Origin of the sequence: Candidatus Clostridium eludens, from assembly GCF_045310515.1 — a bacterium.
In the GTDB taxonomy this organism is placed as follows: domain Bacteria; phylum Bacillota; class Clostridia; order Clostridiales; family Clostridiaceae; genus Clostridium_B; species Clostridium_B eludens.
Map to the genome: position 1 here is coordinate 1 of NZ_JBJHZX010000043.1, position 21502 is coordinate 21502.

The 21502-nt window shown below is 32.0% G+C and carries 27 protein-coding genes and 3 pseudogenes; 6 read left to right on the forward strand and 24 right to left on the reverse strand.

The genetic code is table 11. The features are described 5' to 3' along the window. Nucleotides 1-269 precede the first annotated feature (269 nt). Nucleotides 270-407 carry a PLDc N-terminal domain-containing protein gene (locus ACJDU8_RS20720; RefSeq protein ID WP_406794111.1) on the reverse strand — a complete coding sequence of 46 codons (138 nt, stop codon included), beginning with the start codon at nt 405-407 and terminating at the stop codon, nt 270-272. A gap of 224 nt (nt 408-631) precedes the next feature. On the opposite strand from ACJDU8_RS20720, the pseudogene ACJDU8_RS20725 reads away from it, so the two are divergent. Further along, nucleotides 632-1228, forward strand: a pseudogene (locus ACJDU8_RS20725) (DNRLRE domain-containing protein); the annotation flags it as partial. Nucleotides 1229-1366: 138 nt separating this feature from the next. Continuing rightward, nucleotides 1367-1540, forward strand: coding sequence for a DUF4183 domain-containing protein (locus ACJDU8_RS20730; RefSeq protein ID WP_479723075.1), 174 nt, complete (start codon nt 1367-1369; stop codon nt 1538-1540). Nucleotides 1541-1929: 389 nt separating this feature from the next. On the opposite strand, the gene tnpA is transcribed toward ACJDU8_RS20730, so the two are convergent. Beyond that, nucleotides 1930-2256, reverse strand: coding sequence for an IS66 family insertion sequence element accessory protein TnpA (gene tnpA / locus ACJDU8_RS20735; protein ID WP_406794079.1), 327 nt, complete (start codon nt 2254-2256; stop codon nt 1930-1932). A gap of 81 nt (nt 2257-2337) precedes the next feature. Beyond that, nucleotides 2338-2520: a hypothetical protein gene (locus ACJDU8_RS20740; protein WP_406794080.1), complete on the reverse strand. Its 183-nt coding sequence runs from the start codon at nt 2518-2520 to the stop codon at nt 2338-2340. A 111-nt stretch (nt 2521-2631) separates the two neighbouring features. Between ACJDU8_RS20740 and ACJDU8_RS20745 the strand changes: the two genes are divergently transcribed. Both ACJDU8_RS20745 and ACJDU8_RS20750 read left to right on the forward strand, forming a co-directional pair. Continuing rightward, nucleotides 2632-3102: an ATP-binding protein gene (locus ACJDU8_RS20745; protein WP_406794113.1), complete on the forward strand. Its 471-nt coding sequence runs from the start codon at nt 2632-2634 to the stop codon at nt 3100-3102. A 145-nt stretch (nt 3103-3247) separates the two neighbouring features. After that, nucleotides 3248-3532 carry a DUF4183 domain-containing protein gene (locus ACJDU8_RS20750; protein ID WP_406794081.1) on the forward strand — a complete coding sequence of 95 codons (285 nt, stop codon included), beginning with the start codon at nt 3248-3250 and terminating at the stop codon, nt 3530-3532. 324 nt (nt 3533-3856) lie between these two features. Here ACJDU8_RS20750 and ACJDU8_RS20755 read toward each other — a convergent pair. The 11 genes and pseudogenes from ACJDU8_RS20755 to ACJDU8_RS20805 form a co-directional block, all read right to left on the reverse strand. Beyond that, nucleotides 3857-4325 (reverse strand): annotated as a pseudogene (locus tag ACJDU8_RS20755) (recombinase family protein); the annotation flags it as partial. Then, a complete protein-coding gene (locus ACJDU8_RS20760) occupies nt 4228-5421 on the reverse strand; it encodes a recombinase family protein (protein ID WP_406794082.1) in 1194 nt (397 codons plus the stop codon). The gene ACJDU8_RS20760 and the pseudogene ACJDU8_RS20755, both read right to left, overlap by 98 nt. A 163-nt stretch (nt 5422-5584) precedes the next feature. Next, entirely contained in the window at nt 5585-6238 is a 654-nt protein-coding gene (locus tag ACJDU8_RS20765; RefSeq protein ID WP_406794083.1) for a zinc-binding dehydrogenase, read from the reverse strand. A 26-nt stretch (nt 6239-6264) separates the two neighbouring features. Continuing rightward, nucleotides 6265-6525: an alcohol dehydrogenase catalytic domain-containing protein gene (locus tag ACJDU8_RS20770; protein WP_406794084.1), complete on the reverse strand. Its 261-nt coding sequence runs from the start codon at nt 6523-6525 to the stop codon at nt 6265-6267. Nucleotides 6526-6603: 78 nt separating this feature from the next. Further along, nucleotides 6604-6807 carry a hypothetical protein gene (locus tag ACJDU8_RS20775; RefSeq protein ID WP_406794085.1) on the reverse strand — a complete coding sequence of 68 codons (204 nt, stop codon included), beginning with the start codon at nt 6805-6807 and terminating at the stop codon, nt 6604-6606. A gap of 86 nt (nt 6808-6893) precedes the next feature. Beyond that, a pseudogene (locus ACJDU8_RS20780) lies at nt 6894-7157 on the reverse strand (histidine phosphatase family protein); the annotation flags it as partial. Nucleotides 7158-7597: 440 nt separating this feature from the next. Then, nucleotides 7598-8845: a hypothetical protein gene (locus tag ACJDU8_RS20785; protein WP_406794086.1), complete on the reverse strand. Its 1248-nt coding sequence runs from the start codon at nt 8843-8845 to the stop codon at nt 7598-7600. A gap of 102 nt (nt 8846-8947) precedes the next feature. Then, the gene (locus ACJDU8_RS20790; protein WP_406794087.1) at nt 8948-9913 is read right to left on the reverse strand and encodes a ketopantoate reductase family protein; all 966 of its coding nucleotides are present in this window, start codon (nt 9911-9913) and stop codon (nt 8948-8950) included. A 66-nt stretch (nt 9914-9979) separates the two neighbouring features. Continuing rightward, a complete protein-coding gene (locus ACJDU8_RS20795; RefSeq protein ID WP_406794088.1) occupies nt 9980-10471 on the reverse strand; it encodes a hypothetical protein in 492 nt (163 codons plus the stop codon). 503 nt (nt 10472-10974) lie between these two features. After that, nucleotides 10975-11436, reverse strand: coding sequence for a DUF2889 domain-containing protein (locus ACJDU8_RS20800; protein WP_406794089.1), 462 nt, complete (start codon nt 11434-11436; stop codon nt 10975-10977). 85 nt (nt 11437-11521) lie between these two features. After that, complete coding sequence (locus ACJDU8_RS20805) at nt 11522-11878, reverse strand: VOC family protein (RefSeq protein WP_406794091.1); 357 nt, start codon at nt 11876-11878, stop codon at nt 11522-11524. 435 nt (nt 11879-12313) lie between these two features. Between ACJDU8_RS20805 and ACJDU8_RS20810 the strand changes: the two genes are divergently transcribed. Next, nucleotides 12314-13078, forward strand: a complete 765-nt coding sequence (locus tag ACJDU8_RS20810; RefSeq protein ID WP_406794092.1) for a hypothetical protein — start codon at nt 12314-12316, stop codon at nt 13076-13078. Nucleotides 13079-13184: 106 nt separating this feature from the next. On the opposite strand, the gene ACJDU8_RS20815 is transcribed toward ACJDU8_RS20810, so the two are convergent. The 10 genes from ACJDU8_RS20815 to ACJDU8_RS20860 all read right to left on the reverse strand — a co-directional run bounded on the left by ACJDU8_RS20815 (nt 13185) and on the right by ACJDU8_RS20860 (nt 18825). After that, nucleotides 13185-13358, reverse strand: coding sequence for a hypothetical protein (locus tag ACJDU8_RS20815; RefSeq protein WP_406794093.1), 174 nt, complete (start codon nt 13356-13358; stop codon nt 13185-13187). Next, on the reverse strand, nt 13345-13890 hold the full coding sequence (locus ACJDU8_RS20820) for a sigma-70 family RNA polymerase sigma factor (protein WP_406794094.1): 546 nt from the start codon (nt 13888-13890) through the stop codon (nt 13345-13347). Before ACJDU8_RS20820 ends, ACJDU8_RS20815 begins: the two co-directional genes overlap by 14 nt. Then, nucleotides 13883-14239 carry a hypothetical protein gene (locus ACJDU8_RS20825; protein WP_406794095.1) on the reverse strand — a complete coding sequence of 119 codons (357 nt, stop codon included), beginning with the start codon at nt 14237-14239 and terminating at the stop codon, nt 13883-13885. The genes ACJDU8_RS20820 and ACJDU8_RS20825 overlap by 8 nt, the downstream gene beginning before the upstream one ends. 106 nt (nt 14240-14345) lie before the next feature. Continuing rightward, nucleotides 14346-15107: a phage terminase small subunit gene (gene terS, locus ACJDU8_RS20830; RefSeq protein WP_406794096.1), complete on the reverse strand. Its 762-nt coding sequence runs from the start codon at nt 15105-15107 to the stop codon at nt 14346-14348. Nucleotides 15108-15335: 228 nt separating this feature from the next. After that, nucleotides 15336-15587 (reverse strand): hypothetical protein, encoded by a 252-nt coding sequence (locus tag ACJDU8_RS20835; protein ID WP_406794097.1) that lies wholly within the window; start codon nt 15585-15587, stop codon nt 15336-15338. A gap of 33 nt (nt 15588-15620) precedes the next feature. Then, nucleotides 15621-15794 carry a hypothetical protein gene (locus ACJDU8_RS20840; protein WP_406794098.1) on the reverse strand — a complete coding sequence of 58 codons (174 nt, stop codon included), beginning with the start codon at nt 15792-15794 and terminating at the stop codon, nt 15621-15623. 4 nt (nt 15795-15798) lie between these two features. Then, complete coding sequence (locus ACJDU8_RS20845; RefSeq protein WP_406794099.1) at nt 15799-15960, reverse strand: hypothetical protein; 162 nt, start codon at nt 15958-15960, stop codon at nt 15799-15801. Nucleotides 15961-16050: 90 nt separating this feature from the next. Continuing rightward, complete coding sequence (locus ACJDU8_RS20850; RefSeq protein ID WP_406794100.1) at nt 16051-16785, reverse strand: Rha family transcriptional regulator; 735 nt, start codon at nt 16783-16785, stop codon at nt 16051-16053. A 595-nt stretch (nt 16786-17380) separates the two neighbouring features. After that, nucleotides 17381-17707: a DUF2651 family protein gene (locus tag ACJDU8_RS20855; RefSeq protein WP_406794101.1), complete on the reverse strand. Its 327-nt coding sequence runs from the start codon at nt 17705-17707 to the stop codon at nt 17381-17383. Between the two features lie 527 nt (nt 17708-18234). Next, complete coding sequence (locus ACJDU8_RS20860; protein ID WP_406794102.1) at nt 18235-18825, reverse strand: TetR/AcrR family transcriptional regulator; 591 nt, start codon at nt 18823-18825, stop codon at nt 18235-18237. Nucleotides 18826-18983: 158 nt separating this feature from the next. On the opposite strand from ACJDU8_RS20860, the gene ACJDU8_RS20865 reads away from it, so the two are divergent. Then, the gene (locus tag ACJDU8_RS20865) at nt 18984-20981 is read left to right on the forward strand and encodes an oxidoreductase (protein WP_406794103.1); all 1998 of its coding nucleotides are present in this window, start codon (nt 18984-18986) and stop codon (nt 20979-20981) included. Nucleotides 20982-21502: the final 521 nt, after the last annotated feature.

Genomic DNA, 21502 nt, shown 5'->3' on the forward strand with positions numbered 1-21502 from the left:
TATTTTTTCTTCTTCCTTCATAGTCTACCTCCCATTAAAAACGATAGATTTAATTCGCAGAATACAAATGATTTTTATGTCGTATCTTTTTACTCTTGTGACGTAAGTCGTGAATATTCCGTCTTGAATGCCGACTGAATCAATTAATGTCAAGGATTAAAAATTTTTTTCTGTAGTCCTATGTAAACTGAGAAAATCAGCACAAATAACAAAAAATTAGAAACAAGTCAAAGAAAAGAACCTAAAACCTTTTGTTTTGATAAAGGTTCCTATTCCTTCCAATTCTCTAAGTATAGATATGCAATGGGACCTATTAAACTACAAAACATAATTATAAATATCCAAAGCTGTTTTAATAAGTAGTTAGTGAAATCTTGCTTAAAAAGCTTTGATAAGCAAAAAATCATAAATTTTAATAGTATAAAGACTACTACTAAATCAACTAAAAGTAATGATAATCCCTCCAATTTAGACAATGAAAAAAATAAACAATTTTTTCGCGATAAAGTTTTAATTGTAGCTATTTATTATGTTGTGTCCAAATTTATTATTTCGCATATATTTATATTAGCATACTTTATAGTAATTGCACTAAAAACAGAAGAAAAGAAAAAGGTGAGGAGGTGATACAATGCCTACTACAATTATTAGTCCTACCGCGGATGCGTATATATCGTTGCTAAATCCTAATACAAACTTTGGTTTTTCAAGTCTTTTGTTTACAGGAAGATTTGTTCAACCTAACGACGTATTCAGAAGTTTATTAAAGTTTAATTTATCAGGAGTTGTTCCTCCTGGAAACACTGTAATAAGTGCTTTTTTAAATTTACTTGTTTATAGAAAAGATCAACCAGATGCAAGTTTATCCCCACAACCTGTTGATGTATTTACAAACGTAAGTGACTTTTCCGAAGACACAGTTACTTGGAATACTGCACCTGCAATAAATCCAACGATTTATTCTATAAATGTTACAGATACAGATGTTGGTAATTATATAAGTATTGATATAACTAATTTAGTAATAGATTGGCTTAATAATGTAATACCGAATAATGGTATCACATTAGTTGGTATAGAAAATGTAATTGACACTATGATAGGTTATCTTTCTAAAGAATGGGCTTTTACAACACAAAGGCCATTCCTCAGTATAGAATTTATTCCTTCTGGTGCTTCTGGAGCCACAGGCGCAACCGGAGCTACTGGACCTACTGGACCTACTGGACCGCTCCCCGAAATAACCATTGTTCCTTTGGTTAATAGGTATTATTATATTGCAGAATCTGATTTGTCTTCACCAGACCCAATAAATATCTCTGCTAATTTATTCAAAAACGATTCGGGAGATTTCACCAACCTTTTTTTGGGTCTCGGCCCGAATAGTTATAATAATTTATTCATAAATGGAATATTACAAATAGACGAAGTATACAGTGTAAGTTTGAATACATTGACTTTGAACACTGAAAGTACCACTATCTATAAGGGTACGCCGATAACCTTAGAAATCATTCAGTTCTCGGCTTTGGTCTCTTAACAGTGATGTAGCAAATTTACCTTTTAACTGTTGAGTAATCTTGTTCAGTTTGAGCCACCTGTCCGGTCAAAGTGAGCCACCCTTCCGGATAAAGTGAGCCATTAGCATATACTTGTCAATAATGTATTTATGCATCAGTTTTCTGATGTAAATAACGTGAGTTCGATAAAAAAAGCTTACTAATATGTATAAATATTCCTAGGCAAAAAAACAAAAGAAGTGTACTTGCATTCTAATACAAAATGAAACATTTTAGGTAACAATTGCTGCAACAATTGCAAGAGTTAATAGTTTAATTTTAATGATGGTTTCTAGAGTTAGTCCATCTATACTTTTTCTTAAATCTGTGCTTCCACAAGCTAAGTATACAGTATCAACCTTATCAATATTTAACATGATTTTAAGAGTTCCTTAAATACTACTGATAATAAAGTGGCATTTTCCCAAGGAATATAGATACTAGCTCTACCGAGCTCAATTTTAATGCTGTTGTTTTCTCCATCATTATTTTTTTCTTTTTGAAGTTGTGAAATTTCAGGCTTAATCTTTATTGCATGAAATGTTGTTTTGATTTCCTTGTTAAATTTTTTTCTATAGTAATAGAATTGACTTTTGCTTATATTATTTTCTTTGCAGTAATCAGTGACAGTTCTCTGGTAAAAAGAAAACTTTTCTAAAAGTTCTTTCCAAGTCTCTTCATTAGAGTTCATTTCCATTACAGATTTCCTACCTTATTCTTCATATCTGTAATCTTAACAAAATAAATTTTTTAGAAAAAGTCGTCAATTCTTTTACGGTTACGTTGCATCTATAAAATCATCCTTTAGTTTTTCAGAAATATCTGAGCTCACAACTGATTTTGATAATATTATCCCTATAATTATATAAACTAGATTTTTCAATCTTTTACTTGTTATGAGTAAAATTTCGTATAGTATTTTTTCTAATTTTCTTGTAATATGATGTTGAGCATTCAACATAGTCATGTTATCCTTTTTTATAAGTTTATTTTTGTTGATTCAACTTATATTTTAGGACTTGGCTATGTTTCTTTCTATACTCGTTTATTGGTAATTTAACCTTTGGCTAACATGCCCTTTTCACTGTCCAGAGGTCAGGGTAAAACATATATGGCTTGTGCCTTTGGCATGGAAGCCTGCAAGCAGTACTATACTACAAAGTACGTAAGACTTCCTGACCTTCTGATTGACCTTGAAATGGCAAGGAATGAAGGTACATACAAAAAGGTCATGGCGAAGTATGCTAATCCATTACTGCTGATTATTGATGAGTGGCTACTTTTAAAACCTAATGAAAATGAACGCAAGGACATTTTCGAATTACTCCATCGCCGCAGAAAGAAATCCTCTACTCTTTTCTGTTCTCAATACAAAGCAGACGGTTGGTATGAACAGCTTGGCGGTAACGATGGTCCACTGGCAGATGCCATACTGGATCGTATTGTTCATGATGCATACAAAATCAATATCGAAAGCATTAATCCAACCAAGGACATTTCAATGCGTGTGGTATACGGATTAGACAAAAAACTTAGTGAATAACTAACAACTAAAGGGTGGCTCAGTAGTTCCGGACAGGTGGTGGCTCACGCCACACCGGAACTGCGGCTCTACCGCACCAGAATATTCACCTGTCACCAATTCTTAACTAACTGAATATATTACTAGTGAAAGGGGGGGGAGAAAAATGGCAATCGTAACAACGTTTATAAACAGCAAAAGATTTTCTTCAACAATTGGTTCCGGGACAGGAACGGGAGCAACATTTGCAATTGCCGCTACAGCTACTACAGACGATACTGGTGCTGCAGCTACAGCATTTCCGAGCTCATTCCGTTACTACAATTTATATATTAACGGAATACTGCAAACAGCTGATACGTCCTCCACTACCACAACAGCGATAACTATTCCTGGAGGCGACGTTCTGGACCCAGGGACTCCAATTATCGTTGAATTTATCGTCACTTAATCCTCTTATAGCTTATTCTCGCGGGGTAGTTCCATCTAAGTGAAATAAAGTGCTATTATAGAGCAATTTTGTAGCATATACTTTCTAAGATTGAACACCGCTAAATCAAGCGGCACCATCGTACGATGGTGCTTTTTATTTTGCTCATGTGAGCTTGTGGAAAGCCATCATACCTATTAGCATAGATATCTGTAGGTTGCAAAAATATTATAGCTATAAAAATAACCGTATATTTAAACCCCATTTCTTGTATTACTATAATCTATTCTTTATTGTTGATTTGTTTTATATATCAAGCTACTTCCGCTCTATAAACACAACACACTCAACGTGGGCAAGGGAACTTAAAATGGTAAGCAGAACCTCACCTTTTGAATCCATAGTTCTTATATTTTCCTTTTCAAATATTACCTCAACCCCAAGTTCCTTAAGCATTCTTACATAGTTCAAACAATCCAGGGTATTGCGTGCGAATCTTGATATGGATTTTGTAATGATCATGTCGATTTTTCCAGTGTTACAGTCTTCAATCATGCGATTAAAATCTTCTCGCTTCTTTGTATTGGTTCCTGAAATCACCCTCATCGGCATAAATTCCCGCCATCTCATAGTCTGGATGATTAGTGATAAACGCTGTATAATATGCAACCTGTGCTTCATAGCTTGATAACTGTTCTAATTGGTCCGTTGAAACTCTACAGTACGCTGCCATTCTCTTTTTTCTTAGCTGTATTTGCTCTGCCAGATTCGTCCTGTTTGCCCTTGCTGGTATAACTGTAATGCTTCTTGCCACCTCTAAACTCCTCCTTTATAATTATTGGCTCTTTTATATTAAGCCTGCCGATAACTTCATCATCTATTGTAGTTCCCTGGCAGGCATCTTTTCCGTTTTTAATATAGCTTCCGCACTGCCATACTATTTTTTTACAGCTGTGCCTGCTATTCCATGTTCTTCTCCTTAACGTAGGACCGCACCTGCTGCAGTAGAGCATTTCTGAAAGCTTATATCTCTTTGTGTATTTATTTCCTGCAGTATTTCCTTTAGCTTTTACTCTTCTTTTTATCTCTTTCTGAACCCTATCCCATATTTCCCTTGTAACTATAGGTGCACGGTTGTCTTCAATATAGTAGCTGTCAATTTCACCTTTATTTCTAACAGAACCTTTATTTAGACGATCCGGTGTGTAATACCTCTGAAACAAGGCGTCCCCTTTGTACTTTTCATTTTTTAATATCCCTAAAACAGTACTTCCATACCACTTTCCACCTGCAACTGTAGGTACTTTTTCTTTATTAAACTCTTTTGCAATAACAAAAGTACCTTTTCCTTCAAGGTATTCTGTAAAAATTCTTCTTACTATTTTTGCCTGTTCTTCATTTACAGCTAACTCTCCAAATTCATCCCTGTCATACCTAACCCGCCATTTTAAGTTGTCACTTACATTTTTACTTTCCTCCTGGGCAAAAGAAGAGAGGACAGTAAGCATTAGCTCACCGTCCCCTGACATTGTTTCTATATTTTCCTTTTCGAATCTTACGCCAACTCCCATATCCTTAAGTTCCCTTACTGTTTCTAAAACTAGAGCAGTATTTCTTGCAAACCTTGATATGGACTTTGTAATTATTAAATCTATTTTACCTTCCCTGCAAAGTTCCAGCATCTTTTGAAACTCTGGCCTATTTTCAGTTGTCCCTGTAATGCCCCTGTCTGCAAACACTCCTGCAAACTCATAATCTGCATTATTTGATATCATTCTTTCATAATATTGTATTTGATTTTCCAGAGACTCCCCTTGTTTGTCATGAACAGTTGATACTCTGGCATAAGCGCATACTCTTTCCTTTGGCTTTTCAACATGCTTTGTTGGCTCTATAATTCTTACACGCATTGATTCTACTCCTTTTTATCAATTTGGTACTACCATTCATCACTCTTGTGGGGATAGAAGTCAAGCTATATATAATTATGGTGTAAAAAAATAAGAGCCTGAACTAATGTAGCTCAAACTCTCTTATTTTACATGTTTAGATATTTTTTCTGTATAAACTCTACTATTCTACTGGCACTCCCATTGTCAAAACTGCCCGAAATCGCACTTTTGCATTCATCATTCTTTCATAAGCCACTGCTACTTGCTCAAGTGGAAATGTTTCAACTATAGGATACACATTTGTAAGTAAGCTGAAATTAATTGTATCTTTCCTTACATTATGGCCGCTAGCTACCCACCCTTGAACACTACGTCTTCCATTCAATAGCTGCCCACCAAAAACTTGAATTGGTCCGTTTATGCCTGCAACAATTAGCAATTTACCATCAAACCCAAGACCATTGATAAGTTGAGAAGCAGCTTTATTATCAGGGGCAGTCAATAAAATAACTTTTGCTCCACCTAATTTTTGAAGTTCTTGAACCACGTCTTCACTCTGAATATCTATAAATACTTGAGCTCCTAATTTGCACACCAGCTCTTTTTTCTCCATATTTCTTAAAATAGCTACAGTTCTAAAGCCCATCCTTTTGGCATACTGTATCGCCAAATGGCCAAGTCCGCCAATCCCTTGAATAGCCACCAAATCCCCTGGATGTGCACCAGAATTTCGTAAGGCATCAAATGTTGTCGCCCCTGCACAAAGTAAAGGAACTCCTTCGATATTATTTAATTCATCCGGTATAAGAATTAACTTCTCTGCACTGGTGACCATATATTCTGCAAAGCCTCCATCATAGCTTATACCCGCTGACCAACTTTAAATCCATTAACATTTGCCTCCAATTTATCAATAATTCCAATCACTTCATGGCCAGGAATGCGTGGGTATTCAATATTAGCAAACGAACCACCTTCTTTAACTATGGCATCTCCATGACAGACACCGCAAGCTAGAACTTGAATTCTTACCTGTCCTCTTCCTGGCTCTGGAATTTCTCTTCGTACCAGTTCAAAATCTCCCTCGGGAGCACTTACTTGAATTGCTTTCATTAACTTCATAATCACACATCCATTCTCTAAAAATAACTCTATTCATAATATTATCATTCCTTATATGGTATTGAAATATTTGGCATTTCATCTTTTTCTAAAAAATTTTCGAAAAAGGTTGGAAAATCCTGAAGCTAATACCCTTAATAATATTGAAATAATCACACCGATTATTACAAATATTATGGTACCTATCATAATTCCCACATAGCTATTTGATATTATATGAGCAAGGGTTGCAAAAACTACTATTAATGCCAATAAAATAATTACTTTACTAATATCTTTCACTTATTAAGCTACTCCTTTTATTGGGCACTTGCTGGTGGTATTTTGATTAGTCTTAATTTACTATTGTGGAGATTCATTTAGGAAGATTACAATGTTATCTTTAGGTGTTCAATATAATTTATATAGTTAACTGTTATTTTGCCTAATTTATCTATAAAAATAGAAGAAAGGCTTGTATTATCAAATTTAAACATAGGAAAAGTTTTTGGTGATAAACCAAGCAAGATATTCAGAAAAATATTCAGAAATCCTCCATGGGACACAATAGCAATTTTATCTTTGTCATTACTTTTTACAATATCTAACGCCTTAAAAACGTGGTTAGCAACATCTTTATATGATTCTCCATTTAAAGGTGTTGCTAAGGGATCGAGTCTGGTACGTTTTCACTCTTGAGGATACTTTACTGAAGCTTCACTTGAAAGAGGAAAATCAAAATGCCCGGCTATACATCCATTAGCTTCGCAACATCCATGACGAATTAATAATAATTCTACAATAACACCTCAAGTTACGATTTTAACTTTTAAATTCGTTTATTAATGTCTATAGACTCATTTTGGTATATGTTGTATAAAATTATCTCTACCACTTAACCAAATAATACCATAAATAGATTGTTATTGATACGGATAGTTATGGATTTATATAAATAGACATTAAATTTCTAGTGTCCAATCCAGGTACCCATTAAAAAATAAAACTGGAGTGTCTTCACTTTAGCTACTGAATGAAAAAGAATATTACTACGTACTAATACAAAACTTAAAAATCCTAAAAAATATTAAAATTACATTTCTTTAATTTTTTTTACTATATTCTCTGAAATTGAATAGTTGTTTATAGTATTTCCTGAAACTACTGTTGCACTATGAGGATTAATTAATAGTTTAAGTATGATAACAAATAATGGTATGACACTTAAGAAATCATCCTTTATATTAGTCAAGTCTTCATAACTGTTTCTGTAATTATCCACTTTAAGAATAGCTTTAATAATTTCTGATATTAGTTTTCTTCTGTTACCATTTCTCGATGCGATTCCTAATAAGGTTGCCATTAAGCTATGAGTTTTAACACCAAAGCTACTTTTTTTATATTCATAAAATGATTGGCCTAAAGATAATTTGGTCAATATTTCTACTAAATTAAAGCCACTTAAAGTTGCATTCATAGTTTCACCCGTTCTTGGATTTGCTTCGATGTAATAAGGAGTTCTTGTTTTTTTATCATATATATAATCAAGCATTAAACAACCATGCCAATTTAAATACTTTCCCAGTACTTTAAGATCTTTAATAACATCTAAATGGTTAACACCTATTCTAGCACTTGCACTTCCTCCGACACCTTCTGCACAAAGTTGATAGCAATGAGCTCCTATAAGTTCTCCATTATTAAATACTGATTGTACTACACATAGGTTTCCATCGACAGCTTTCTGTACTAATATTTCCGAATCATCTAATAAATAGCCGCTGTTGTCAAGTTCCTTAATAACAATATCCATTTCACTATTATTTTCAACTCTCCATGTACCATGACCAGCAGTTCCATAAGCCAACTTAAGGTAATATGGATATTGTGTTAAAGCTCTAAGTTCTTCTCTAGTTTTAATAAACAGTGAATTAGGGTATGGTATATTTAACTTTTTAAGCAATTTCATGAACTCAGTCTTACTTTGCATAAGTTCAAAGCTATCAAAATCACTTATAGCTATATTTACATATTTAGATATAGCTTTATGTTTTTTTGAAAATAAAAAAGCTTGCTCATGAATAGGTAATAAAACATCATATTTTTTCTTACTTATTAAATTTAGTATAAAACTATAATAGCCAATAGGGTCCTGACCTATTATGGGGCATTTGTAGATTTTATTTACATATTTAGAAAATCTACAAATACATACTGGATTGGGATCACATATGTCTATAGTGTAACCTTCTCTACCTAAAGCTGTTAAAGCTTGTCTTGAAGATAAACTCGATCCCTCTGGAAATAATATTTTAAGTTTGTTTTTTAAAATTCTACTCATATTGCCTCCACCAATCCTATGTATAATATTTTTTACCATCTGTGTAGGTCACTTGCCTTAATATATAGCTGCTGAGATAAAATATTTAAGCTAAATGTTATGTTACTTTATATATAAATTAGTAATATACTTTTCATATTTTTCAGAAAGTAAAGGAGTTTTTACGCCAAGCTTTTTTCCTGTGTTATAAATACTTTTACATACATAAATTAAATCTTCCATGTTACTATGTAGTTCCATAATACGCCTTGTTAGTTTGTTTGTCTTGAACATTCTCTTCATAATCATCCCAGCAAGTTTTGATGGAATTTTGTATGCAGCTAATTCATTATTGTAGTTATTAAGAATAACACCTCTTGCTTCTACAACTTTAACCGATTCACGAATTGTCAATACCACTTCACTTAATGCAGAGGCATTGTTCATAATATTTCTTGCAGATTGTGCTGTGTCTAGCACGTTACCGTATTTTAAAGCAGTAGTAATAACACTAGCATTAATTGCCATATGTATCCAAATCCATTCTATCATATCAAAGGGTACTTCTGCTTTAATATCAATACTATCAAATAAATGGCTAAGACTTAGATAGTTGTCTATACCTGCTTTGTATTCACTTTCAAGCATAATATGGTCAAATAGTACGCAATCTAAAAGAGTATCCTTAATACGTCCACCTGCAACGGGATAACCAAGAATATACTTGTAATTACCCATAATTTTGTCGATTATGTCCTTTTTATCCCATATGCCATTGAAAAGAATAATTGTTCCGGTTATATTATTTTCATTAAGTGTTTTTATTGCATTACTCAATTTACCCACGGATACACTGATTAAAATAAACTCATAGTTATTGTTTGGTGGCGCAAGAGTAACCTTATATGTATCTTTTTTATCTTCTCCCTTATTGTTATACCTACCATCAAGTATTTTAATGTCAAGAATTTTTGGAACACTATTTCTTTTATTTTCCCTTATAAAGTGCTCAACCTGATGGCCTGCTTTTTGAAAAGCATAGCCATAAGTCACCCCAATAACACCAAGTCCTAATATCATTATCTTCATAAGATTACCTCACATTCATAATTCTCAACAACTTACATTCGTAACGCAAGTTAAGAATGGTACGTCCTATTTAGCAAAATCCCCACTTTGTTCAAAACGAGTTAACTCGCTTACTTCATTAAGATAACCTTCTATTTCAAATTGAGGACGGTTACTGTCTATTTTATTATTTTTTTCGTAGTTTTCACCTGGAATAAAAACATCTAAAATTACTTCTTCGTTTGGTTTGATATCAATTTTATTACCTGTTGCCTCAACTTTACATTTATTCATTGTCTGCCCACCCTCACTATGTTTTATAGGGTAACTTAAATAAACAGAGTTTTGTTTAATTAAATATTGGCTTATATTTTTTAATACAAGAGTATAAGCAGTACCTGAAGATGGCATTCTCTGTGTATTAATAATACGTATATTAATTAGGTGAAATTTATTTGGAATATCTGTATAATTAAAGGTCTTTCCTTTTGTACTTTTTCCAAACATAAAACCACCTACTGTGAACAAAACCATTAAAATTATAAATAAAGGTATTATCATTAATCTTTTTATATTCATAAATATCTCCCATATTTTTAAGGGGCAGTAATAGTTCATGATTTTAACATTTCGAGTTAGCTTTCCTAAAATCAAATTTAATTTTTAAAGTTTTTTCAGCACGACTTTCTATCTGAAAATTAGCTAGAATTTCTGAAAAGTAAGGTCAATATCTTATTCTACAAGCCATATGTTCTAAAATTCATCTATAGATTCCTTGTTAATAATATATTTTTAAACTAATATACGCATTGGCCCATAGTCTAGCAACACGAAGAAATGCATAACCAATAACGGTAATCACAAAAGCGATCTTAATTAGTGTTCTCGATTTTCTTTCTTAATTTTTCATTTAATTCATCAGTTCCAATTATTATAATTTGGAACGTAATAAAAACTTATAAATATAAAAATTGAGGAAAGCAAAAATTTTTAATTACATACTTACATTTCAATTCTACATGTTCTTATTTTGTTCAGCAAAATATTATGTATTTATATTCAATATTGATACAAGTAAATTTTTATTTTTTATATTTTTCTAAAAGCATTTTATGAGCAATGCAAGCATCTGGAAGTTTAGTAATTACAAAGTTCCACCACTGTCTATGATTCATATTTCCTCTTTTTATTTGTTCAGTATAATAGAAATATATCATTGCTGGAGCAGAAATTCCCAATAGATGCATTACATTCGAACACCCACTACCTCCCAGAAATAATTGCCTAATTTTATCAGAAAAATCATCATATAAGCATAATCCTATTACTTCTTCTATCTTTGCTTTAATTACTGAACAATCCTCCATAGGATATTTCAAAAAATCTACATTAGCATTTTTTATAATCATATCTGGTACTAAAATATCCAACTGGACTTTAATCTCATGGGTATTGTCTTTTAAATATGATGTTAAACTCCATAAATTTTCATCTTTTTCAAAATAGTTAACCGTAAAATTTCTACTATAGAATGGTTTATCCATATTATTATCTCCTTATTTTAAAATCATGTAAATATTTTAAAATTAAGATATGCACATTTAATAATAAATGTGTAACATATTCCTTTTAATTTCTAAGTTCTACATATTCAACTATGGTGCCATCTAAGTGTTTTAAGGTCATATTTATTCCAGTAGGTACTTGTTTTAAATCTCTAATAATCGTAGCACCATTATTTAATAAGAAGTCCCTATACTCAATTATAGAATCTACTAAAAACGTGGCTTTTGTGTCTTTAAATGGCTGTAATGCCTCATTAGAACCACATAGAAGCAGTATATTCCCCACTTGCGCCAGTTCCAAATTCATTTCAGTGTATTTAAATCTTGAGCTACATTTATCATTCAGTACACTTTCATAAAATTCAACTGCCTCATTCATTTCATGAACATAGAATCGACTTAAAATTTTATTTACTTTCATCATCAACACTCCTAAATATATTTTTCAATGTGCATCTCGCACAATAATTTACATTTATGCAATATATATATTAGATTAATACTTCTTCAAAAAACAAATAAATCCTCCCTAAAAGTAGAGAATTTTAATAATTTCCGGATAATGTGTTCATTTTCATAAAGCTGTAGAAATATTATAACCACCCCTACTTGAAATGAACATATACTTATCTTACAATATAAGAATATTATGGAATAAATAAAATATATATACAGCCTGCTTATGTAATTAAATTCCGATCCATAATCATTCTGTGATTTTGTACAGTTCCACTAAGTTAAGGAGTACTTTGTTTACCTATATTAGTAGCTGCAACATAGCACCTACTTCTCTGTATTTACCAATAATAGTACTGTAATCATTACAGTTCAAATTAACTGAATGAGAGGTAATTAAATGAGAAAAAAACGTATTTTAAAAATACTGACAAGCACTATATTAATACTTATTTGTGTAATAATTTTTTTTAATCCTGAATTTATTATTCAAATGTTTTTTAGAAATCACTATTTTAGAAAATATATAAAGAATAATCAACAAATTTACTTTTTAGGTACAGATCACTCAATGTCACTAGATACGGAACCATTTTCATATTTAGAATTAAAATCTGTTATTGAAAATCTAAAACCCGATTTAGTTTTAATTGAAAGCAGACCTGAACAATTGGATAATAGTAATTGGGCAGATGGACCTCCTAAAATGCTTTATTGTCATCTAATAGCAAATAGACTTGCTATTAGGGTAAAAGGGGTAGATTGGTGGACTGTTTCTAGCTACAATATACCTAACTCAAGTAATCCTATAAGAGATAGCTATATACATGAAAATATCGTAAAAAATATCAATCTATATAAGAGTAAAAAAATATTAATAATCATGGGGGCTGATCATGTTATACTAGAACAACCTAAATTGGAGTCAGTGGGTTACAAAGAAGCATTTTTCTCTGTTTTTGAAAAAAATAGGCTTTTTAAAATTCATAATAAACGGCTAACATATCCAAAAGGAATGACTTATTATATAAAAAAAAGAATTGATTATGAAAAAAATTGTATTGGTACAATATATAAAACTAATATTTGGAAGAATCAAGCTCTATATTTAATTAAAGATCTTAATAGAGAAATTACCATGATTGAGAAAGCTGGAGAATTTTAAAAAGCTAGGTCTAGAAATAGTATTGTCAAGTTGCTATAATACGATATCCATCACAAAAACTTTTATATAGGAAATCCCATTATTGCTTTAATGGGATTCTTTATTTTTAAGCCAAATATTTATACCCGAAATTAATTGTATCAAGGACTTTATTTATACTATATCCTGCACTTTTAACCTTCTCAATATATAGTTCCTCTGCTTTCCTAACTCCCCAGGGAGTACGCCTTATTTTTTCCATAGCTCTATATTCCATTTGCCTTGTCCTACCCTGTAACATTAAATATTTCTCCTACTTCTTCACAGCTCATGCATTTATTATTATCCCATCCGTATCTTAGTTTTAAGATTTCCCTTTCATTCAATGTATTATAATTAACCATAACTTCTTCAAGCTCTTTCCTAAGCTGCAGGTTATATATTTTATCCTCCACATTTTCATAAAGGTTATTTTCATCTTTTATAGAGTCTCCAAACTCTGTATCTTTGGTTTCCCCTACAGGTACATTTATACTTATTTCATCATTTGTATTTTTACTTTTTATGAACATGTTCATTTTCTGGTGAATCCAGTATACTGCATAGGTTATAAATTTAGCCCTCTTGGCATTGTCAAAATCATATTTACGGGCAGCGGTTATAAGTCCTATAAACCCCTCCTGCTGCAAATCCTCAATATCTATTGAATTAGTTTTTTCAGTATAGAACTTATTGGCAAGTTTACGGACCATACCTGTATTTTTCTCCATAAGCTCATTTAGTGCCTGTTCATCCCCACTTTGATATAATTCTACTAATTCCTCATTAGTCATTTAGATCACCTATAGTATCATTAATTTTACCAATAGCTCTATTAATCCATCTATGGATAGTGCTATTGCCTACATGATGCATAACCCTCACCTGGGTTATAGGTATCTCTTTCCAATACACCAGATACAATATATTTCTCTCATCTTCAGTAAGTAAATTAAATGCTACATTAACACTGGATATTTCTCTTTTAAGCCTGGATACCTTAGCACACTTTTCTAAATAATTATCATACTCAATCTGATTTCCCCTGGCAGGTTCTATACACTCAGCTCTTAATACCTTTATTTCATGTAATTTTCTGAAATACAACTTCAAGTCCTGGCGTTGTATTTTATCTTTTATCATAGTTAGGACCTCCCTTTAATTTACAATAAATTCATAAGCCAAATTTAATCAGCAGTTAGTGAACCTCTTGATATAATCTGCCTGTTTACGTGTAAGTAGTGCATAATTAATCATCTTCTATTTCCCTTTCCTGTGGCTTGTTTATAAGGTCTGCAATAGTATTCAGCTGTTCCTGGATGTTTAGATTATCCTTGCTTGGTACCTTGGATTTAAGTACCTCAATACGTGCTTTCTGTTCCTCTGTGGCCATTTCTCGGTTACTATTAAGCATTTCATCATACTGCTTAATTAAATTACGAAGCTCTGCCATAGCTCGACTTTCTGCATTTAAAAAAGTGGCTTGTTTATCCCATGGAAGCTGCAATTCATATTCTTTCTCCCAGTTCTCAGATGTTTCTCCAGTATATTCCTTTTCTCTTTTAAGTACCTTGGTTATATCATTTTTATCTTTCACATACATAAGCCCTTGTGACCTGATTATTGCCGCATATTTGATTTTTATCATATCCCATATAATATCTATAGGAGCTCTCTTTTCTACCTGATCCATAATTTCAAGGGTTTCCTCTGGAAGATATTTAGAAAAAAAGCCATGGGATTCAGCATTATTATTCCTTGCTGGAGCTCCATGACCTTGTGCATTTTTATTATTAGGCTGCGCACCTTTTTTACGTTTGCTTGCGCAACTATTCCTCTTTAATTGCGCAACTTTATTTTTATTATCCCAATTATCTTGAACTTTCCAATTTCTAACCTGACTTTCAGAAACATTTAATATCTTAGCTATGTCCTTACATAGTAGTGCTTTCCCAGATTCCAAGTACATTTCTTTAGCTTTATCCCTATTCGGACTTCTCTGTCTTGGCATGTCTACATTGTCACCACCTACCTATTCGTTTGTTTTGGGGATGAAATATCAGGTAGTATATTTTTACTTCATCATCCTATCTGCAGATCATACTATGTATAGCTTTTGGATAACTAATTATCATTGTTAATATAAAAGGAAGTAACAGTGCGGTGGCTATAATAGCCCATATTATTTTCATAACTACTTTTTTCAATATAAACTCCTCTTTTCTTAAATATTATAAGTTTATAATATATTGTAACTATTTATAATATATGAACTTAATGGAAATCTTTTGTTATCTTTCTTACCTCGCTTTCTATTCAAACCCATACCCACAAATAGTATTCTTACACCTACAAACACCGTTTTCCATTCCCTGTTAGGACATTTCTCGCAGTATTTTATGAACTCTTCTTTGCATCCTTTCTTATCCTCTAGTGTCTTTCCGCAGGTTTCACAATCCTTTGGGCACTCATGAATCGATGGGTTATGCATCACCTTCCTCACTCCAGTCCATTCATTTCAAATTTATATTTTCAAATATACCTCTATTAAAGCAATTACCAATCCGCCGCCCAGCAGTGCAGTTATTCCCTGCTTCACTTTACCATTTATAAATAATACAGTCACAATAATAAACAGCCACATTTCAATCCTACTCTGACTTTTATTGAATAGAAACATTAATATATTCCTTAACATATTACTACCTCACCCTCCTAACAGCACCCTTGATCCTCCAGTAGCAGTCATGCCTCATAAGTTTTTCAATGTCAGAAAAGGAGAGGTATTCGCCTCTCCTTGGTTTATCTTCATTTAATTTTTCATCTTGATTAAGTTTTTCTTCTATAATTTCTCTTATCTTCATACCTCACCTTCTTTAACTTATTATTTTATGCTTTATTTCTATAAATTATCCACAACTTATTCACATTATCCACAAAATTCCATTTAGTAATTACGCTATCAGTTTTTGTTCCGGTAAATAACTTAACCGAACCATTAGATTGCATTTATCTTTGCATATCTGGTATATATCCTTGTAATATGTAGCTTTGTCCACTTCTTCCGAAATAACATGCTCTATTAAATTCTCGAGATTATATATTACATCTAATACCCTCTTAGTAGCCTTTTCCCTACTTTTAGAGGGTATACCTACGCATTTATTCACTAACTTACTGTAAGGCATATATAATTTCCCGGCATTTTTGCTGCCCTGCAATATTGCAAATGGAATTAGTTTATTCATTATTACATCTGTTTCGTTTCTTCTACATAACTTACCTTTTATTCTGGTTTCCTTCCATTCACTGGATAACTTTTCTTTTATGAAAGCTTCCATTCTATTAAAGGCTTCTATATATTTGAGCTTCCACTGCAGAGCTTTTCTTCCTGTAAATCCCATAACCAAAAGACTAAATCCATCCCTCGTTAAAAGATACTCAGTATATTTCTTTCCCCTCGATGTATATGTATTTTTAATAAAGTATTTTTCAGGTTGGGAAATCCCCGACTCAAATAACTGATTAATCAACCCATTGTTTTTAATTGTACCATTCGTATCTTTTCTTCCTTCAATTGCATTAATGACCTCAGCATGTTCTTTATTAAAATTATCTGCAATAACTCTGCTGCTTACCAAAGCTTTTTCTCCTTTTGTAAATATCCCTAAATTAATCAATGTATTCATAAAAAATTCCTCCCAAGATTTTATTTTATCCAGGAGCAGCCAGGGTTTGTCCAGCTATTCTTCTCTCCTGGGAGGTGGCAGTTGTCCCCTGCAAACCTGTATAAAAAATAACTTGTCCGCAATATTTATTATATCTATAAGCAAATTATTTAATCAGTTTGTTAAAATTTCATAACACAAAAATAAGCACCCTAAATGACGAGTGCCTATTTCCGACATATACATAATATAAAGAATTTTTATTTACGGTTTCCCATATTGGAGCCCCATTTGACCCTAGAGCCACAGGTATATTGAAAGATTTACTATGAGCTACTACCAGTGTAATCCCTGATGTTCTCACTATAACCATTACACCACATTCTGGCAATATTTTAATTCCAATCTAATTCCATTTTAATTCCTACTTAATTCCCGAATAATTCCTAATAATTTTGTATTATGAATCAATCTATTTATTTTTATATATGGATATTAAAATATAATTCTTGAAAAGATAACTAAAAAACACCTCAAAATTCAAACATGAATAATGCGGTGTTCCAATAGATTATTGGATTTTTATAGTTAAGTCGTCAAAAAAGAATATTACGCATTAAACTTTTTTAGATTTAAGAATTAAATCTGCAATAAGTGTTCCAATTAATGCTATAACTGTATATGCTGGATAATTTATTAAGAATCTTGAATCAAATTCTGTAAAGGTTACAATTAAATAAACTACAAAAATCACACTTAAAACGATTAACTTTTTTTTTATTAATAATTGCATTACAATAGATGTTATAAAAGTAAATAGTGGAACGCCAAATAAGAGCCATGTCAGTAAATCGCCGTTTATACTGCTTTTTAGAATTATAAAGACTGCGCAGATAATAAATAAACTAAGTATAACTTTAATAAATAAATTCTTGTTTTTCAAAAGATTAACCCCTTCCTTTGTTGAACAATAATTTACTAGTCCGTCGTAATTCTCTATATAATGGTATCATTTTTTACTATAATTTAAAATAAACTTTTATAGATTAGGATATATCTTAGTCAACCTAAATTGGACTGCAAATAAACTTCTTTCTTCTGCTCTTCTGTAATTCCAATATATCGTAAAGTTTGAGACTTTGAGGAATGATTAAATATATCCATAAGTAGCTCTAAGGATGTACCATTTTGATATGCATGATAACCAAAAGTCTTACGTAAAGGGGTAATGGGAGCATCTGTGTAACCAGGGGCAAAGTAGGAATAAAAAAGGTATTACTGCTTTTTTTATTTGATGAACAATAAGAAAATTACGAACTTGACCAATAAATATTTCTCATCACCTCATAATTGATAGTTTACAACACATCCATTTTCCTTATAGAATCTCCACATAGTCGAAGCTATATGGTAAGGTACACAAATATCGTTTTTTATGTCTATATTCTCATGCAATTAACCTAACCATCATTAAGGACTTGAAGTTTTTTTATATATTAAATCAAAATATTTTTTTGATGCTTCTACCAGGTCATAGTTTCCTCCTGTTGAACTCCAGTTTACAGCTAGGCCTAAAAATGCAGATGCAAAACAATATGATAAATCTTCAGCAGGAGTATCGGCATCAATCTCCCCTGTTTCTTGTGCTTTACGCGTATATTCAATAACCATTTGTCGCAATCTTTTCATATTTGGGTCAAAATCATTTAACCTAACGCTGAACATATGATTTTGCTGTTCCATATCAATTTTAATTAAATTTTTTAATATATCTGCATTCAAATTTGCAATACCGTTTATATAAATTCGCTTCACTTTCCAACATTTATCAAGCCATGTTGTCTCATTATCTATATCCTTTAAAGCATTTTCTATATTTTCATCAACTAAAGAAAAATAATCTAAAAGTAGAGTTTTCTTTGAATCATAATGATAATAAAATGTCCTCTTTGTAATATTGCAGCTTTCACATATTTCATTAATAGTTACATTATTAAACCCATTTTTCTTAAAAAGTTCAATAGCTTTATCCAAAATTGTATGTTTTATATTTTCTATCACATTTATCCCTCCGATGAATATATGCCATTATATCATACTTATTAAAATATATAAATTTATTTTTGTGAAAATATTGACACATGGCATACCGCGGTATACAATCGAGGTATACCGTGGTAACAAAATTCTTTTTAAATTATAAGAGAGAGGGGCTTTTTATGAAAGGTAAAATTGATGCATTATTTCAGCCTATGAAAATAGGTACAATGGAAGTAAAAAACAGAATAGCAATGGCTCCAATGGGTTCACATGCAAAAAATGATGACGGAAGTTTTAATCAAAAGGGTGTGGATTTTTATGTTGCACGCGCTAAAGGCGGTGTAGGATTAATTGTAACAACAGGCATATCATGTCAGGATAAACTCGATGTAACGCATGGTACATTGGCAACAGCAGGTAATGCTTATGTGGAAGCTTCCAAAAAGCTTACCGACGAAGTGCATAAGTATGGTGCTAAAATTATAATTCAAATAGCAAACGGTGCTGGCAGAAATCGTAAAGATGGTTTCTTTATGGACAATGACCCTATTTCTTCATCTGAAGATCCAAATGTTTGGCATCCTGAAATAATGCATCGTGCATTAACAACGGAAGAAGTTCAATTTCTTATACAATCTTATGCTAATGGTGCTTATGTTGCAAAACAGGCAGGCTTTGATGGGGTAGAAGTTCATGCACTTCATGAAGGATACTTAATGGATCAATTTTCTATGGAATGTACTAATCGTCGTACAGACCAATATGGCGGAAGCTTAGAGAACAGGCTTCGCTATGCTACAGAAACAGTACAAGCAATAAAGGAGAAATGCGGAAATGATTTTCCTGTTTTGATAAGATATAGTGTTAAAAGCTATATGAAAGGATTGGGTATTGATAAAGGTGCCCTTCCTGGAGAAAAGTTTGAAGAATTTGGTCGTGATTTAGAAGAGAGTGCTAAAATAGCAAAAATTCTTCAGGATGCTGGTTATGATGCTTTAGATGCAGACAATGGCACATATGAAGCATGGTATTTTGCACACCCGCCAGTATATATGCCAAAAGCATGTAACTTGGCAGATGCTCAATATATAAAGCAATTTGTTGATATTCCTGTTATATGTGCAGGTAAAATGGATGACCCTGAAATATCAGCCGAAGCTGTTGCCAGTGGAAGTATAGATGCTATTTCTGTTGGACGAGCACTACTTGCTGACCCTGAATGGCCAAATAAAATACAAACTGAAAACTTTGATGATATCAGACCTTGCATAGGATGTCATGCAGGATGTTTGGAGAGATTTTTCTCTGGAAAGTATACTTCATGTGCAATTAATCCACAAGTTGGCATGGAAAGAGAATATGAAATTAAACCTGCTGATGTTAAAAAGAATATTATGGTCATCGGTGGCGGTATAAGCGGTATGGAAGCCGCAAGAGTTAGTGCACTTAGAGGGCATAAAGTAGATTTATATGAACGCACAAACAGTCTTGGCGGTGTTTTCATTCCTGCTTCTTCTATGAGTTTTAAAGAAGAGGATAAAAAGCTAATAAAGTGGTATGAGAAACAACTTAAAGATACTGGTGTAACAGTTTATATGAACACAGAAGTAAATGAAAACATTATAAAAGCTTCTAAACCAGATTCTATTTTTGTAGCAACTGGTTCCACTGCAAGAAAGCTAAACGTAGATGGAGCAAGTTCAGAAAAAGTTATAACCGCAGTGGAAGCATTATTGGAGACAAAACCAATCGGTGATAAAGTGGTTGTTATAGGCGGAGGACTTACTGGTGTTGAAATCGGGTATAGCCTAACAAAAGATAAAGGAAAACAAGTTGAAATACTTGAAATGCTTCCTGACATTTTACAAGTACAGGGCTTAAATGCAGCCAATAAAACGATGCTTCAAAATCTTGTATTATCTCATAACATTGGTGTTCATACCAATGCAAAGGTTACTGCAATCACATCGAAAGGTGTACAGTTTGAGGAAAACGGCAACACTGTTGAATTAGATGCCGACACAATTATTACAAGTATTGGATACATCAGCGATAAATCTTTATATGAATCAATAAAAGATTGTGGTGCAGATGTGCATTTAATTGGAGATGCATCAAAGGTATCTAATCTAATGGGAGCTACTTGGGATGCGTATGAAATTGCCATGGCAATTTAAAAAATAAAATATATGTAATATAGAACAGTTTAAAAAATCCTCCTATGTTAATGTAAAATAAGACTTAACATAGGAGGATTTTTAACTACATTATTTTTAGCTTCAGCTCATTCTTTTGTTTCAACAACTGTCTTAACTTAAGTTTGATAAAAGTTCATACCTTAAATCAAATAATGGTAATTTTGATTGTATGTAATTTATAAAACTTGATAAAGCATAGGATAATATTCCTATTATCTATCAAACGACAATCAACCATTTAATTCGCAATAAATTACATTTGTGACTTAACCATATGTAAATAATACCATAAGAAGATTATCATTGAGACAGATAATTATATGTTTGTGCAAGAAATTGAACATTAAATTTATATTGTACAATTGCTGTGCAATCTTTTATTAAAAATAGTATCAAAACATCAATACAATATATAAAACGTTCCAAAATAAATTCAGATAGCTATTGATACGTAATAAAGGCTTAATTTACCGTTAGCTATTATCCGTATCGAAAAGTAT